Source organism: Streptomyces sp. A 4/2 (genome assembly GCF_940670765.1).
In the GTDB taxonomy this organism is placed as follows: Bacteria; Actinomycetota; Actinomycetes; order Streptomycetales; family Streptomycetaceae; genus Streptomyces.
Genome location: NZ_CALNVW010000009.1, coordinates 1 through 15,989, shown reverse-complemented (window position 1 = coordinate 15,989; position 15,989 = coordinate 1). Strand labels below are relative to the sequence as shown.

General features: G+C 70.7%; 14 protein-coding genes. 8 read left to right on the top strand and 6 right to left on the bottom strand.

Annotated elements, in window-relative coordinates:
• Positions 1 to 119 precede the first annotated feature (119 nt).
• From NBY69_RS05890 to NBY69_RS05880, 3 genes are all read right to left on the bottom strand, one after another.
• Positions 120 to 623 carry a GNAT family N-acetyltransferase gene (locus NBY69_RS05890; RefSeq protein ID WP_250298680.1) on the bottom strand — a complete coding sequence of 168 codons (504 nt, stop codon included), beginning with the start codon at positions 621 to 623 and terminating at the stop codon, positions 120 to 122.
• 132 nt (positions 624 to 755) lie between these two features.
• Positions 756 to 950, bottom strand: coding sequence for a DUF1918 domain-containing protein (locus NBY69_RS05885; RefSeq protein ID WP_250298679.1), 195 nt, complete (start codon positions 948 to 950; stop codon positions 756 to 758).
• Positions 951 to 1,123: 173 nt separating this feature from the next.
• The gene (locus NBY69_RS05880; protein ID WP_250298678.1) at positions 1,124 to 1,459 is read right to left on the bottom strand and encodes a hypothetical protein; all 336 of its coding nucleotides are present in this window, start codon (positions 1,457 to 1,459) and stop codon (positions 1,124 to 1,126) included.
• A 113-nt stretch (positions 1,460 to 1,572) separates the two neighbouring features.
• Here NBY69_RS05880 and NBY69_RS05875 point away from each other — a divergent pair, with 113 nt between their 5' ends.
• From NBY69_RS05875 to NBY69_RS05860, 4 genes are all read left to right on the top strand, one after another.
• The gene (locus NBY69_RS05875) at positions 1,573 to 2,370 is read left to right on the top strand and encodes a hypothetical protein (RefSeq protein WP_284347862.1); all 798 of its coding nucleotides are present in this window, start codon (positions 1,573 to 1,575) and stop codon (positions 2,368 to 2,370) included.
• A 64-nt stretch (positions 2,371 to 2,434) separates the two neighbouring features.
• The gene (locus NBY69_RS05870) at positions 2,435 to 3,157 is read left to right on the top strand and encodes an SUMF1/EgtB/PvdO family nonheme iron enzyme (RefSeq protein ID WP_250298677.1); all 723 of its coding nucleotides are present in this window, start codon (positions 2,435 to 2,437) and stop codon (positions 3,155 to 3,157) included.
• A 64-nt stretch (positions 3,158 to 3,221) separates the two neighbouring features.
• Positions 3,222 to 4,223: an ATP-binding cassette domain-containing protein gene (locus tag NBY69_RS05865; protein WP_250298676.1), complete on the top strand. Its 1,002-nt coding sequence runs from the start codon at positions 3,222 to 3,224 to the stop codon at positions 4,221 to 4,223.
• Positions 4,224 to 4,246: 23 nt separating this feature from the next.
• Positions 4,247 to 4,906: a DUF1707 domain-containing protein gene (locus NBY69_RS05860; RefSeq protein WP_250298675.1), complete on the top strand. Its 660-nt coding sequence runs from the start codon at positions 4,247 to 4,249 to the stop codon at positions 4,904 to 4,906.
• Between the two features lie 119 nt (positions 4,907 to 5,025).
• On the opposite strand, the gene NBY69_RS05855 is transcribed toward NBY69_RS05860, so the two are convergent.
• Positions 5,026 to 5,523 (bottom strand): hypothetical protein, encoded by a 498-nt coding sequence (locus tag NBY69_RS05855; RefSeq protein ID WP_250298674.1) that lies wholly within the window; start codon positions 5,521 to 5,523, stop codon positions 5,026 to 5,028.
• Positions 5,524 to 5,719: 196 nt separating this feature from the next.
• Between NBY69_RS05855 and NBY69_RS05850 the strand changes: the two genes are divergently transcribed.
• The gene (locus NBY69_RS05850; protein ID WP_250298673.1) at positions 5,720 to 8,047 is read left to right on the top strand and encodes an LPXTG cell wall anchor domain-containing protein; all 2,328 of its coding nucleotides are present in this window, start codon (positions 5,720 to 5,722) and stop codon (positions 8,045 to 8,047) included.
• A gap of 216 nt (positions 8,048 to 8,263) precedes the next feature.
• Here the strand turns inward: NBY69_RS05850 and NBY69_RS05845 are convergent, their stop codons facing one another.
• Positions 8,264 to 9,481 (bottom strand): SGNH/GDSL hydrolase family protein, encoded by a 1,218-nt coding sequence (locus NBY69_RS05845; protein WP_250298672.1) that lies wholly within the window; start codon positions 9,479 to 9,481, stop codon positions 8,264 to 8,266.
• Between the two features lie 119 nt (positions 9,482 to 9,600).
• On the opposite strand from NBY69_RS05845, the gene NBY69_RS05840 reads away from it, so the two are divergent.
• Positions 9,601 to 10,971, top strand: coding sequence for a DUF445 domain-containing protein (locus NBY69_RS05840; protein WP_250298671.1), 1,371 nt, complete (start codon positions 9,601 to 9,603; stop codon positions 10,969 to 10,971).
• Between the two features lie 85 nt (positions 10,972 to 11,056).
• Here NBY69_RS05840 and NBY69_RS05835 read toward each other — a convergent pair whose 3' ends face one another.
• Complete coding sequence (locus tag NBY69_RS05835; RefSeq protein ID WP_250298670.1) at positions 11,057 to 11,356, bottom strand: hypothetical protein; 300 nt, start codon at positions 11,354 to 11,356, stop codon at positions 11,057 to 11,059.
• Positions 11,357 to 11,821: 465 nt separating this feature from the next.
• Between NBY69_RS05835 and NBY69_RS05830 the strand changes: the two genes are divergently transcribed.
• Together NBY69_RS05830 and NBY69_RS05825 are read left to right on the top strand one after the other, a co-directional pair.
• Positions 11,822 to 14,932, top strand: a complete 3,111-nt coding sequence (locus NBY69_RS05830; RefSeq protein WP_250298669.1) for a beta-galactosidase — start codon at positions 11,822 to 11,824, stop codon at positions 14,930 to 14,932.
• 122 nt (positions 14,933 to 15,054) lie between these two features.
• The coding region (locus NBY69_RS05825) for a family 20 glycosylhydrolase (RefSeq protein ID WP_250298668.1) at positions 15,055 to 15,989 on the top strand (935 nt) is incomplete at its 3' end.

Below are 15,989 nucleotides of genomic sequence, written 5' to 3'. Positions count from 1 at the left end.
CGGTTTGGGGCCGGGCGTCTCAAGAGGCTGAAGGCGGGGAGGGGCCCCGGGCGCGATCCGTTCGGCCGGAAGTCCTGTCCCGCCCACGAGGGATCGACATGAGGCCCCGGCATATGCGGTCACCTGCGGAGGCGGTCCGCGGTGACCCCGTCGCGTACGAAACGGAGCCCCGGCCGGCCGTTCAGCCAGATCCCGCCCGTGGGCAGGAACCCGGTACGGGCCAGCACGGCCCGCGAAGCGGCGTTGCCGAGCGTCGTCCTGGCCCGCAGGGTGGTGACGCCGTACTCGGCGGCAGCCAGGTCACACACCGCGCGCACGGCGGATGTGGCCAGCCCCCGCCCGGCGGCCCGCTCGGCGATCCGGTATCCGAGTTCGGCCGAACCGTCCGCCGCGTCGACCAGGTTGACCCGCCCCAGCACCTCGCCCTCACTGCCCAGCAGTACGTGGAAGAAGCAGGTTCCGGTGGCCTGTTCGGCGAGCAGGGCGCGGTGGCGTGCCTCGAACTGGGCGAAGTACTCGTCGCCGCGGTCGGGGATCGACGCGGCGAAATAGGCCCGGTTTTCCTGCTCGAACTCAAGGAGTGCCGGGGCGTGGTCGAGGTGGAGCAGGTGGAGTCGGGGCATCCCGCAAGGCTAACGAGGCTGTGCGCGAATGAGGAATGGCCGGGGGTGCAGCCCCAGGGCCTGTCCGGCGGATCGGGGTCGGACAGGCCCCGTCGCGACCTCGTCAGCTGCGAAGGCCGCGTGAGGGCCTGCTCAGTCTTCTGACGAGCGGGATTCGATGACGCAGTCGGGTCCCGGATAGACCAGGCCCTCGTGGCCGTCGGAGAAGCGGACCATGTACGGCGGTCCGCCGTCCTCGCCCCGGACCTCGATGATCTCCCCTTGGCGGTCGGTCAGTCCCACGGACCGACTGTGGACGTGGAGTCGATCGCCAACAGTTGCACGCATGGAGGGCCTCCTCGAAGCGGCGACAAGCAGGGCACTTCGCCCCGTGTTCGTCAGGCTACCCAAAGTGACGGAATGCTGTGCTCCGTATCGGCCCGGTCGGTCCTGGCCGAGCCGGGTGGACTCGGACCTGAAGTGCCGGGGGAACGTCCGAGAGGGGCAACTTGCCTTTTTCGTCAGGAGTTTGGCGGCGGCTCCGGCGGCGTACCGGACCCGACGTGCCCGGGGCCGCCGGGACCGGCGGCCGGGGCGTCCTTTCCGGCTGGGTGCACGGTCGGGTGCCGGTGCCGGTGTCGGTGCCCGCGCGCCGCGGCCCACGCGACGGATATCGCCAGGACCACCACGCCCAGCGCTGTCAGTCCGGCCGGCACCTTGTCCAGAGTGCCGTCCGTCAGCTCGGCCCGGCTCAGTCGGCCGTCGTCCAGTACGCCTCTGCCGTCCGGGCCGCGCGGGCTGCCGTGCGAGGGCAGGGGCACGATGCGGCGCACCGAGTACGTCCGCCGACCACGCACGGGCCATGTCCGTTCTGAGGGGCGGACCCTGACAGGTGGTCAGGGGCAGCTCAGGGTGTGGCGAGGGACTTCCCCGTGGCTGCTGGGTGGGGTGCGGCGGCAGGCTGGGGATCATGCAGACCACCACTGAGAAGCGCTCCTCGACCGTCCGACGCGGGGCCGCCGGGCTCGCCTTCGCCGCCGCCGTCGCCGCCCTGGTCGCCGGTGCGGCGAGCGCCCCCGCCGTCGCCGCCGACGCGCCTCCCGCCCCCTCGTACGACTTCAGCGACTGCCCGGACATCCCGGCCGGTGTCGACGCGGCCAGCTGGAAGTGTGAAGTCCTCACCGCCACCGGCCCGTTGACCCTCGGCAGCCGCAGCATTCCCGAACTGGCGCCGATGACCATCACCCACGCCGAGGGCCCGATGCCCGACGGGAGCGCCGGGCAGGTGTGGGGCGCCATGCGCAGCGCCCCGGCCGCCGTCCCCGGTGGGCTCCTCGGCAACACCGCTGACCGGAACGCCACCGACCGCAACGCCGCTGATCACAACCCCCTGTCCGCGCTGTCCCTCCAGCCGGAGTACGGCGGCCGATCCGATTTCTATCCCGCCGGGGACACCATGGGTCTGTTCACCATGCGTTTCCGGGTCGTCAGCCCCTTGCTGCCGCACGGGTGTGTCATCGGCGCCGACAAGCCCGTCGAACTGCACCTGAAGCGGGACGGTGACTCCGAGTGGGTCTCGAAGAACCCGCCGGTCATCAAGTTCGTCGCGTACGACGACGCCTTCACCGCCCCGGCCGCCGAGGGATGCGGCCCGCTGGGCAAGCTGGTCAACGACCGGTTCGGCCTTCCGGCGGCGGCCGGGAACGCGATCACCCTGAACGCGCAGTACACCTTCAAGACGTACGACCAGCTTCCGCCGCGCGCGTGACCCCGCAGGCCGGAACAGAACCCGCTCGTCCCGCGAGGAAGGCCGTTGGTACGCTCGCCGACTCATGGAAGCGAACGCAGCGCACGAGATGATCGCCGTTCCGGCGGGGCGGGTGACGCTGTCGGACCGGCGCACCCAGCGCAGTTGGCCGGTCGAGCTGGCGGCCTACCGGCTCGCTGCCCACCCGGTCACCCAGGCGCGGTACGCGCAGGTCACCGGCGCCCGGCCGAGCACGGCAACGGGCGACCGGCTGCCCGTCGAGGGCGTTTCGTGGGGGGACGCGGTCCGGTACTGCAACGCCCTGTCCCGGCGGGAGGGTCTGACGCCCGCGTACCGCCTCGACGGTGACGGCGGTGACGGCGGCGGTGGCGGCGAAGGCGAGCGGTCTGATGCCGGTGCCGAGGGGGCCGAGTGGGATCCCTCCGCCGACGGGTACCGGCTGCCGACCGAGGCCGAGTGGGAGCACGCCTGCCGGGCCGGTACGGAGGGGCCGCGGTACGGGCCGCTCGACGAGATCGCCTGGCAGCGCGGGAACGCGCAGGACCGGATCCACGAGGTGGGCGGCAAGCGGCCCAACGCGTGGGGCCTGTACGACATGCTGGGCAACGTCTGGGAGTGGTGCTGGGACCTCTACGACCCCGAGGTCTACGGCGCCTACCGGGTGCTCCGCGGCGCCGGGTGGTTCGACGAGGAGTGGAGCTGCCGGGCCTCGGTGCGGCGCCGCAGTCACCCGACGTTCCGGATCGACGACGTGGGGTTTCGTGTGGCGCGCTCCGTCCGGCGCTGACGCGTGCGCTTCGCCGGGACGGTCCGCAGGCAAGAGTCTTACGCATGAGGGGAGTTGACCTGCCGTGAACGATAACTCCAACGATAACTCCAACGATGGCTCCAACGATGACTTCATCGAGCTCGAAGACCTGGAGAAGGTCTTCGACGTACGCCGGAAGTCCGGCCTGCTGCGCCGTGAGAAGCATCAGGTCCGGGCCGTCGACGGCATCAGCTTCCGCGTGGCCCGGGGCGAGATGGTCGGCTACATCGGCCCGAACGGCGCGGGCAAGTCCACCACCATCAAGATGCTCACGGGCATCCTCACCCCCAGCGGCGGCCGGCTGCGCGTCGCGGGGCTCGATCCCTCCCGCGAGCGGACGAAGCTGGCCCAGCGCATCGGTGTGGTCTTCGGGCAGCGCACCACCCTCTGGTGGGATCTGCCGCTGCGCGACTCGTACCGGCTGGCCCACCGCATGTACCGGGTCCCCGACGACCGCTTCCGCGAGAACATGGACCGGTGCATCGAACTGCTCGATCTGGGCGCCCTGTTGGACGTCCCCGTGCGGCAGCTCTCCCTCGGGCAGCGGATGCGCGGCGACATCGCGGCGGCCCTGCTGCACGACCCGGAAGTCCTCTACCTCGACGAACCGACCATCGGCCTCGATGTCATATCCAAGGCCAAGGTCCGTGAGTTCCTGCACGACCTGAACGCCGAGCGCGGTACCACCGTCCTGCTCACCACCCACGACCTGACCGACATCGAACAGCTCTGCAAGCGGGTGATGGTGATCGACCACGGGCGGCTGATGTACGACGGCGCACTGGCCGGGCTGCACGAGGTGGGGGAGAGCGAGCGGCTGCTCGTGGTCGACCTGGAGCGTGAACTTCCGCCGATCAAAACGGAGTTGGCGCGTACGGTGAAGGTGGAAGGGCCCCGGCAGTGGCTGGCCTTCCCCGCTTCCGCGTCGGCGGCGCCGATCGTCGCGGCCGTCGCCGACGCGTACCCGCTCGTCGATCTCTCCGTACGGGAGCCCGACATCGAGGCGGTCATCGCGAAGATGTACGCCGACCGTGGCCTCCAGTAGGCGCCCTTCCATAAGCTGTCGGCATGACAAACGAACTCCCCGAGATGCGTGCCTCCGATGCCGAGCGCGAGCGTGTTGCCGAGACGCTGCGCGAGGCTGTTGCCGAGGGGCGGCTCGACATGGAGGAGTTCGAGCACCGCCTCGACGCCACCTACCAGGCCCGTACGCACGGCGAACTCGAACCGCTCGTACGCGACCTTCCGGCCCCGGGCAGTTTCAAGGCCGGCACCCCGGCGACGTCACTGGGCAAGAGGGACGAGTGGGCGGACCGGATCGGTGGCACCGCGACGTCCAGCAAGGCAGTCGCGGTCTTCGGCGGCTTCCACCGGAAGGGCCGCTGGACCGTCGGCCGGACGGTCACCACGTTCGCGATGTTCGGCGGCGGCGAGCTGGATCTGCGGGAGGCCCGCTTCGAGGCGCGGGACGTGACGATCCGCTGCTTCGCGCTCTTCGGCGGTATCGCCGTGATCGTCCCCCCGGACCTGCACTGCGACGTCAACGGCATTGGCCTCATGGGCGGCTTCGGCGACAGCGGGTCGGGCGAGGGCACGCCGGGCTCGCCCCGGGTGAAGGTCACCGGGTTCGCCATGTTCGGCGGTGTCGGGGTGGAGCGGAAGGTGACCAGGGCCGAGAAGCAGCGGCTGAAGGAAGAGGCGCGGGCCAGGCGCAAGGAGCTGGGCTGAGGCTCCCGGCCCGGTCCGGCGGCCGGGCGGTGTGAGCGGCCGGGCGGCGTGTCCGGGCGGGACGGCGCGCCGAGATGCGTGCCTACCCGGATCCCGTTCGCACCCACCCCGCCGACGGGTCAGGACCCGCCCGCGTACTGATCCAGCACGTCCCGCAGGTGGTTGTCCGGACCCCGGAGGAACAGGGCGAGCAGCTCGTCGAGCGGGTTGCAGAGCGGCCAGTCGGATTCGTACAGCTCCTCCAGCTCCCGCAGCTCGGCCCGCTCGTCCTCGTCCAGCCGCTCCTTGGACAGGGTGACCAGCGGGCGGATCCTGGCGAAGCGGCCGGGGCCGGGTGCAGGGGCGCACCGCCACTCGGCCCCGTGGCCGCGTACCTGCACCTCGCCCAGGTACCAGGCGGCCACCTGTAGCAGTGGCCCGTCGGAGGCCGCGTCCGCCTCCTCGTACGAGGAGAACGCGCCCCGGACCAGCTCCTCCAGCCGGTCGACGGAATCGGGTGTGAAGTCCCAGGAACCCGGGGCCTGTTCGCGCCAGGCCGGGAACGCCGACCGCTGCTCCGCCAGCCAACCGTTCAGGCGCGGGTTGTCGGACCACTCGGGGCTGTCGATCGTGTCCATGCTCCGAGATCCTACGGCCGGGCCCACACGTGTAAGGATCCCGTGGAGAGCCGATGGCGGGACGCGCCACGCCGCAATTGCCTTGCGACACAGGCGAGTTCGGCACCTAGTCTGTGGATTGCTTGTGTGGCGCCGATCAGTGCGGGGGCCCTTGGCGCCACACCGGACCCAACGCCGACTGGGCCCCGGGAGAATGATGATCCACCCGATATCACCCCATCGGCGCTCCCTTGCGGGGAAGCGCCTCGCCGTCGCCCTCGCGTGCGCCGGTGCCCTGACGCTGACCGGACTGCCCGGCCTGCACCTCGCGGAAGCCGCGTCGGTGCCGAAGCCGGGCGTGCCGTGCGAGGAACTCTACGATCTGTCCGGCACCCCGGTGTCCAGCCCTTCCTGGGGGCAGAACGGCAGCCGTCCCAAGAGCGACTGGGACGATTACGACTACACCAACCAGCGCAACGCCATGGACGGTGTCACGCTGCCCGACGACCAGGCCGAGCAGCAGAAGATCCTCCGGGAGGCCGGGACCGACCCCAAGAAGTGGAAGGAAGGCGACCCCCGCAAGGTGTTCGCCTCGTACAGCCGCTACCTCGAAGGCCAGAACGGGGCGAACGAGTACGGCTCGTTCAAGGGCTGGCTCGACGACTCGTACATCGACATGGCCGGCCGCAACCCGCGCGGCAAGGCCTTCGAGCGCAAGGCGGTCAAGGACCTCGGCCTGGTCGGCCCGGACTGGATCTGCCAGGAGCCGGTCGAGTACACCGACGCCAAGACAGGGGAGAAGCGCTACCGGATCTACGACGCGGTCAACCGCAGGACGAAGGAACTCGTCGAGATCAAGTCCGGCCCCAACTACGCCGGCGATCAGGGGCCGAAGGACCGTGCGGTCCTGAGCGACCCCAAGTACAAGGACTACCGGCTGCGCGGTGTCTTCGGCCAGTCGCAGACCGACGAGACGAAGACCTTCTACCGCAATCTCGCCGCCCAGTTCGGCAATGGTCCGGACGGCAAGCCCCGGGTGACGACGTACGAGCACAACTCGACGCCGCGCGCGACGTTCAAGCCGGGTAAGTACTCCGCCAGTTCCCCCTACCTCGCGCCCAAGGGCTCCACGGCACGCGGTGGCGCGACCGACATCGTCAACGGTTCCGCGCCCACCCCAGAAACCATGCGGAAGCAGGTCGAGGCCGTCCGCCGCAACGACCCCAGCGGGATGCGCGTGCGCGGACCCGGTGGGGTGGACTTCTCCACCCTGCAGCTGAGCTACGTCGGCAAGCCCGTCAAGGGCAAGGGCGTCGACTACTCCTTCTCGGCGGACAAGGCACCGAACGAGGACGCGGGGTGGGGCGGCAAGGAGAAGGCCCAGCTCATCTCCGACGCCTACTTCACCTGGCTCGCCCTCACGCCGGACAAGTTCTGGGTCAACCTCAACCCGGATCAGCCCGACAAGATCATGGACAAGACGTTCGGGAAGACCGACGCCGGACGGGTGCTGCTCCAGGCCGACCTGGAGATGAAGCACGACTACGCCAGGGACATGGACCCCCGGAAGGGTCTGGGTAAGCAGTACTGGGACGCCATGAAGGCCGCCGGGCTCTCGTGCGGCACGGTGGTCCGCAACTGGATCGTGCCCGAGCCCGCGAAGGTCCGTGTCCACGACACCGGCATCTACATCCTCGACGCGCCGCTGAAGGTCAACTCCGTGGCCTCCGACGTGAAGACGCCGAGTCCGAACGGCCCGTGCGACCTGACCGCCGCCCAGCGCAAGACCTCCCAGCGGCTGGTCAACCAGATCATCATCCCCGACGTCGAGCACAAGGTGAACACCGCGCCGCAGTACGCGGACCTGCGCCGCGTCTACCGTTCCCGGGTGGCCGCCGAGTACGTGCGCCAGCAGGACGCCAAGGCGCCCAGCGACTACCACGCGATGATCAACAGCAACGATGTGCACCGGTGGCCGGTGCGCGGCAAGAACGCCTCCTGGACGCCCCGGAAGACCTGGGACGAGTACGTGAAGTCGTTCACCAAGGGCGACTACAGCTACCCGTGCGAGATGGCCGGACAGCAGAAGATCTGCGTCATGGGCGGCGTCGACTTCTCCAAGAGCCCGAAGCGCAACATCAGTGACGTGGAGTTCAAGGCCCAGCACCCGCACCTCCAGCGCTCCACGCAGACCTCCGTCCAGGCCATGACCGACGACGCCGACAACGATCACGAGCTGCTCCTCGGCGGCAACACGGACGGCAAGCTCCCGTCCGGCGGCGGTCAGAGCCCGACACCGACCCCCACCCCCACCGGCAAGCCCACCGGACAGCCGTCCGCCCCGGCGAGCCACACCCCGGGGCCGGGACACAGCACACCGCCCGGCGGCCAGGCGCCGTCCACCCCGCCGGGCAAGCAGGACGGCGGTGGCGGGCTGGCCGCCACCGGCACCCAGGTCCTCACCCTCACGGGTATCGCGGCGGCGCTCCTTGCCGCAGGGGCGGCCCTCGTCTGGTGGCGGCGCCGGAGGACCACCGGGAACTGACCCGGCGCCTGCGGCCCGTGGTCCACAGCCCGTGGTCCGTTGCCCGTGGTCCGCAGCCTGTGGTCCGCAGCAACAGCCCGTGGCCCACAGCCCATGGTCCGTTGCCCACGGTCCGTTGCCCGTTGCCCGTTGCCCGTTGAACGGATCGGCCCCGTACCCGCCCACCACGGGCAGGTACGGGGCCGGTCCCGTCCGGACGCGCCGCGCGTCGACCGGTCAGGCGCGCGCCGGGACGGACTCGCTCAGCGCGTCCAGGTCGAGCGTCATCGCCATCTTCCGGTAGCCCGCGTCGTTCGGGTGCAGATGGTCGCCGGAGTCGTACGCGGGCAGCAGCCGGGTCGGCGCGTACGGGTCGCGCAGCGCCCGGTCGAAGTCGACGACCGCGTCGTACACACCGCCCGACCGGATCGTCGCGTTGACCTGCTGGCGTACGGCCTCCAGCTGCGGGCTCGCTCCTCGGTGGCCGGTGAACGGCATCAGCGTCGAGCCGACCACGTGCAGTCCGCGCGCCCGCGCCTCCTGGGCCAGCCTGCGCAGTCCGTCGGTGATCTGCCGGGCGTCGAGCTGGTTCGGCCTGCGCAGGATGTCGTTCACCCCGAGGTCGATGACCACGGTCCGGGCGCCGGAGCGCGCGAGCGCGTCGCGGTCGAAGCGCCGCAGACCGCTCTGCCCCTGGCCGTCCAGCAGGACCCGGTTGCCGCTGATGCCTTCGTTGAGCACGCCGTAGTGGCTGCCCAGCCGTTGGGCGAGTACGTCGGTCCAGCGGTGGTCGGCACCGGTCGTGGACGTGATGCCGTCGGTGATCGAGTCGCCGAAGACGACGACCGAACCGCGCGCCTCGTGGGTGAGGACGTCGACGGCGGTGAGGTAGCGCCAGTAGGGCGTCTCCACGGTGCGCCCGCCTCCGGAGAGGTACGAGATCTGCCGGGCGTGCGGGTGGTAGGTGACCGGGCCGCTCGGCGAGGGCGAGAAGACGGAGACCGTCACGTCGGCGTCGGCCGGGACCCGGATGCGGACCGCGTCGCTGACGATCTGGCCACCGGCCGGGATCGTGACGAACGTATGTCCGTCGAAGGTCACCGCCCGCACGATGTTGTCGGCCGCCACGGTCGACTCGGTGATCTTCAGCGGCCGGGTGCCGAAGAGGTTGGAGAGGGTGATGCGGGCCAGGGAGCCACCGATGCTGGTGTGCACGACGTTACGGACGGTGGTTCCGGGAAGACCGTTCGGCGTACCGGGCTCGGGGCCGACGGGTGACGCCGACCAGGTGCCCGTCCAGGTGCCGGACGCGGGCACCCCGGAGGACACGCGCGAGGGGGTCCCGGACGAGACGGTGGTGGCCGGTGGCCTCACCATGGCGTAGATGCCCACCGAGACGAACGTCACCACGGCCGCGAGTGCGGCAAGCAGGACGTAACCATGGCGCCTGGTCATGAGCGGTCGTTCTCCTCGGGAACTCGACGTGCGTCCCAGGAGTAGCTCAGGCAGGGACAATACGTACGGGGGTGTTGCAGGTGCGTGAACGGGCGGAACGGGCGGAGCAGGCGGAACTGATGGAACGTACCGACAGGAAAGCTGACGGAGAACCCGACAGTAAAGCTGGCAGCGGGGCCGGTGGCGCAGCCGGGGCGGGTGGCGTCCCGGGCACTGCTCCGCTGGGCTCCGTCGCCCCCAGCGCGGCCGACGAGGAGAAGCGCCGTGGTGTCCGCCGGATGAAGGCGACCGCCACCGGACTTCTCCTGCTGGTCGCCCTCATTTTCGTACTCGCCACCTGGGCCGAGCACACCGGGTCGGGGTCCTGGGCGGGCTATGTGGTGGCCGCCGCCGAGGCCGGCATGGTGGGCGCGCTGGCCGACTGGTTCGCCGTGACGGCACTGTTCCGCCGGCCACTTGGCCTCCCCATTCCTCATACCGCGATCATCCCCAACAAGAAAGACCAGTTGGGCGAGTCACTTGGTTCCTTCGTCGGCGAGAATTTTCTGTCGGAGGACGTCGTACGGGCCAGACTGCGCGCCGTGGGCATCGGCGGACGGCTCGGATCCTGGCTCGCGGAGCCCGAACACGCCGACCGGGTGACCGCGGAGCTGTCGACGGCGCTGCGGGGCGCCCTGACCGTGCTGCGTGACTCGGACGTCCAGGCGGTCGTCGGCGAGGCGATCACCCGCCGGGCGAACGCCGTGGAGGTCGCCCCCGGTATCGGCAAGATGCTGGAGCGGGTCGTCGCCGACGGCGGCCACCGGCGCGTGGTCGACCTGGTGTGCGCCCGCGCGCACGACTGGCTCGTCCTCCACTCGGACTCGGTGATGGACGCCGTCCAGGGCGGGGCGCCGGGGTGGACACCGAGGTTCGTCGACAAGCGGATCGGTGACCGCGTCTACAAGGAACTGCTCCGGTTCCTCACCGAGATGCGCGACATGCCCGCCCACCCGGCGCGCGGCGCCCTCGACCGCTTCCTGGCGGACTTCGCGTCCGACCTCCAGTCGGACACCGAGGTCCGGGCGAAGGTGGAACGGCTCAAGTCCGACCTGGTGGGCCGCTCCGAGGTGCAGGACGTGATCGCCTCGGCGTGGGCGTCCGTACGCACCATGATCATCTCCGCGGCGGAGGACGAGCAGAGCGAACTCCGCCTCAGGGCCCGTGCCTCGCTGCTGTCCCTCGGCAATCGGCTGGCCACCGACACCAGGCTCCAGCGGAAGCTGGAGGGGTGGCTGGAGGACGCCGCGGTGTACGTCGTGACGACCTACCGCTCCGAGATCACCTCGCTGATCTCGGACACGGTGGCGGGCTGGGACGGCGAGCAGACCTCCCGCAAGATCGAGGCGCACATCGGCCGTGACCTGCAGTTCATCCGGATCAACGGCACGGTGGTCGGCGCGCTCGCGGGCCTGGTGATCTACTCGGTGTCCCGGGCGCTCGGAGCGTGATCCGGGCGTATCGAGGGGCGTGACCGGTGTCCCGGGGTGGCCCGGGTGCTGGGTGCTGGGGTCCCAACGGTCACCCGGCGGCCGCTCAGGCCCGCCGGGCCACCACGGTGGAGGCGACGGCCACCACTCCGGCGACGGAGAACACGGCGGGCCAGGCGCCGATCTTCTTGGCGAGCGGGTGGGACCCGCCGAACGCGGCGAGATAGACACCGGTCAGCGCGGCGGCCTTGCCGGTACCGGCCTCCTGCTGCCACTGCCGGGCGGCGACCGCCCCGGCTGCGGCGAGCGCGACACCGCCGAGCGGGCGCTTCCTTGTCCACCGGGCGACGGCGAAACCGCCTACGAGACCGGAGGCTGCTACGGCTGCTGCGGGAATCTTTGGCATGCGTACGAGAGTAATCAGCCGGGTTCTCGTGCGCCCCACCCCCCTTCCTTTCGCCTTCTCTTCCGCGTTTCCTTCGTGTTCCGTTCGCGCGTAGAGGAGCGGATCGGCGACAAATCACACCACAATCCAACGAGTTCACCGTGCTCGCCGCACAGAATCCCCCACAACCTCTTGACCCCGGGTAGGTGGCGCGAGATGCTGCCAGGCACGCAATTGGTTTAGACCACTCGTGAGCCACTCAAAACCGCTCGGCCCGCACCCCGGCCGTGAGCGCGCCACGGACAGCGCCCGGCGAACACGAGCGCACCGCACACCTGCACCGCGCAAGCCGCACAGCACAGCACCGCGCACATCTGCACCGCGCAAGCCGCACAGCACAGCACCGCGTACATCTGCACCGCGCAAGCCGCACAGCACAGCACCGCGTACACCTCGCACCTCCCACCGATCAGCTGAAAGGGCGTCATGAGCCATTTCCCAGATGGTCCTGGAAGAAGCCGAACCGGCGGCTCCCCGTCGCGGCGCACGGTCGTCGGCGGCCTGACCGGCCTCGCCGCGGCCCTCGCCACCCCCGTACTCGGCGCCTTGCCCGCCGCCGCAGCACCGTCCGGACACCGGTCCCCGGCCGCGACGGGTGCGACGGGAGCGACGACAGCGACCGCCGCGACGGACGCCGCCCGCCGACGGTTCGCAGGTCGTGACGGCAAGCCCCACGCCGTCACCTGGGACGCCAAGTCGCTGAAGATCGACGGCAGTCGGCTGGCCGTGTGGTCCGGCGAGTTCCACTACTGGCGGCTGCCCAGCCCCGACCAGTGGCGCGACGTGCTGCAGAAGATGCGGGCGTCCGGCTTCAACGCCGTCTCGCTGTACTTCTTCTGGGGCTACCACTCCAGCAAGCCCGGCTCCTACGACTTCCACGGCGTCCGTGATGTCGACCGGCTCCTGACGACAGCCGAGGAGGAGGGGCTGTACGTCATCGCCCGCCCGGGTCCGTACATCAACGCCGAGGTCAGCATGGGCGGCCTGCCCCCGTACATGACGACCTACGCCGGGGAGCAGCGCACCTCCGACCCGCAGAACCTGGCGGCCGACCTGGAGTGGCTGAAGGCCGTCAACCGCATCATCGCCAAGCACCAGATCACCGACGGCGGCGGCAGCGTCCTCGCCTACCAGGTGGAGAACGAGCAGATCGACAACTCGTCCGAGCACACCGACTACATCGAGAAGCTGCAGACGGCGGTGAAGGCCGACGGCATCACGGTGCCGCTGTTCCACAACGACTGGGGCAACGGCCACGGCTGGAACACCCCGGGCAGCAAGGGCGGCTCACAGCTCGACCTCTACGCCTTCGACACCTACCCGCTGGGTTTCGACTGCGCGGGCGGCCGTGGCACCCTGCCGGACTTCGAGTCCCGTGTCCGGGGCTACTCGCCGAAGACCCCGGTGTTCATCGCCGAGGGGCAGGGCGGCGCGTTCACCGCCTGGGGCCGTGACTTCCAGACCCAGGACTGCGGGAATTTCGTGGACCCCGCCTTCACCCGGCAGTTCGCGGTGAACAACCTCACCAACGGCGTCACCATGTTCAATTACTACATGGAGTACGGCGGCACCAACTGGGGCTGGACCGGCGACCCCGGGTCCGGCTTCACCTCCTACGACTACGGTGCGGCGATATCCGAGAACCGGCGGATCACGCCCAAGCTGGCGGTGCAGAAGGAGTTCGGCTACCTGCAGCGCGCCGTGACGCCCATCGCCTCCGCCCAGGCCGTGGCAGCACCCGCCGTCACGGTCACCGGGGGCGGGCCCGTCGAGGCCCGGCAGCGCCTGTCCACCGAGGACGCCGGGACCACCTCCGTCTCGGGCGGCGGCATGCGCCTGATCATGCTGCGCCACCCCGACTCCAACGACACCTCCACCAGCCAGGTGACCTTCGCGCTGGACACGGACCACCCGCGCGTCCCGCAGCAGCAGGACACCACGATCACCATCGCCGGGCGGGACGCCAAGACCCTCGTCGCCGACTACGCCTTCGGCCCGCACCGCCTGGTGTACTCCACCTCGCAGATACTCACCCACCTGTCCGCCGGGGGCGACCTGCTCGTCCTGGACGGGACGAAGGGCGAGGCGGGCGAGACCGTGCTGCGGTACGACACCAGGCCGAAGGTCACGACCCTGGACGGCTCCCCGGTGACCACCACCTGGGACGCGGACCGCAAGGAGCTGCGGCTCAACTACGCGCACTCCGGGACCCGTACGGTCCGGATCACCGGCGGCGGCAGCGGCGATCTCACCCTGCTCATCACCGACCGGGACGGCGTGGCCCGCATCTGGCAGCTCGACGCCGGGCAGAGCGATGTCCTGCTCACCGGCCCGGAACTGGCCCGTACCGCCCGTGTCACCGGAAGCCGGCTGGCGCTGACCGGCGACACCGGTGAATCCGGTCCGCTGCGGGTCTTCGCGCCCACCGGTGTGAAGGTGCTCACCTGGAACAACCGCCCGCTGGCCACGCGCCGCGACGCGGCGGGCGCGCTGGTCGCCACCCTGCCGGGCCCCGGAAAGCCGGTGGCACTCCCGCAGTTGGCCGCGTGGCGGGTCGCCGACTCCGACCCCGAACGCTCCCCGGACCACGACGACTCGGCCTGGACGAAGGCCGACCGGACCACCGCAGCCAACCCCGCGCACGGCCCCGGCGCGGCATCCGGGGTGGTGCTGGACACCGACGAGTACGGCTTCCACGAGGGCGACACCTGGTACCGCGGCCACTACACCCCGACCGCGGCAGGCAGCACCGTGAAGGTCACCGTGAAGACCGGCACCGCCGGGGATGCCCTCACCTGGCTGAACGGCCACTACCTCGGTGCGCAGGGCGACGGCTCGGCCACGTACACGGTCCCGGCGGGCCTGGCCGGGCCGGGCGAACCCGCTGTGCTGGCCGTCCTGGTACGGAACATGGGGCAGTACGAGGACTGGTCGTCCGACGGCAGGTCGAAGACGGGCCGGGGGCTGGCCGATGTCGCCATCGCCGGTTCGGGGAAGGTCGACTGGCGCATCCAGGGCGCGCTCGGCGGGCCGGACCCGGTGGACGTCGTGCGCGGCCTCTACAACAACGGCGGGCTCCACGGGGAGCGCGAGGGCTGGCATCTGCCGGGCGCCCCGGACTCCTCCTGGCCGACCACCCGGTCCCTCAAGAGCGACCGGCCGGGCGTGCGCTGGTACCGCACGGCGGTACGGCTGGACCTGGCCCGTGGCACCGACACGGCGGTGGGTCTGCGGATCAACGACGCGAGCGAGCGGGCGGACAAGTACCGGGTCCAGATCTTCGTCAACGGCTGGAACACCGGGCAGTACGTCAACAACGTCGGCCCGCAGACCGAGTTCGTCATCCCGTCGGGCTTCCTCACCGCGCAGGGCCAGAACACCGTGGCCCTCGCCATAACCGCCGAACAGCCGGGCGTCGGCCCCGACTCGGTGCAGCTCGTGAACCAGGGCACGGTCCTCGGCGGCGTCGACGGCCGCCCGAACGCCTCGCCCGACTACAAGACGGTCTTCGGCACCGCTGCGAAGCGCCGGCACTGACCCCGCCGGGCCCGCCCCCCTCACACCCCGGGGCGGGCCCGGCACCCTGTACCCCTCCGTGGGCACGCGGATGCGTCCTCCTCGCACGCGTGCCCGGCGGTTTCCGAGCGAGGGAGAAGAACATGCTCAGCAGAAGGTCGGCCGTGACGGTCGGCATGTTCGCCGGATCGGCACTGCTCACGGGCGCCACGAACCCGGCGTGGGCCGCCGGCACGGCTGCCCACCGGTCACCCCGGTCGCCCCAGTCACTGCTGTCACCGCTGTCTCCGCAGTCACCACCGACGATCCCGGCCGTACAGCACTTCGCGCCGGGCGGCACGGCCTGGCGCCCGAGCCCCGCCACCCGCCTCGTCCTGTCGCCGGACGACGCGGGGGCCCTGCGGTCCGAGGCCCGGAGCCTCGCCGCGGAGCTGGTCCAGGAAGGCCACGTGAAGCATCCGCCGAGGATCACCGTGTCCTCCAGGCCCGGCCCTCACGACCTCGCGCTCCGGCTCGGCCCGGTGCCCGGCTCCGCCTCCCCCGAGGCGTACCGCATCGACAGCGGACGGGTGTTGGTGATCACCGGCCGCACCGCCGCCGGTGTCTTCCACGGCACCCGCACCCTCCTGCAGGTCCTCCGGCAGCGCCACGAGACGACCGGAAGCATCACCGACTGGCCGGAGTACGCCCAGCGCGGCCTCATGGTCGACGTCGCCCGCAAACACTTCACCCCCGAGTGGCTCGAAGCGAAGATCCGCGAACTCGCCTGGCTCAAGCTCAACACGCTGCACCTCCACCTGAGCGACAGCCTCGGCCTGCGGATCGAGAGCGAGACCCACCCCGAGGTGGTGACGAGTCCCGCGCTGAGCAAGGACCAGGTGCGGCACCTGATCGCCGTGGCCGAACGCCACCACGTCACGATCGTCCCCGAGATCGACTCCCCGGGGCATCTGGCGGTGCTTCTCCAGGCGCACCCCGAGCTCCAGCTCGTACGCAAGGACGGCACCCGCGACGCCAGCAACCTCGACTACAGCAAGCCCGTGGCCCGCGAACTGGTGGCGGACCTGATCGGGGAGTA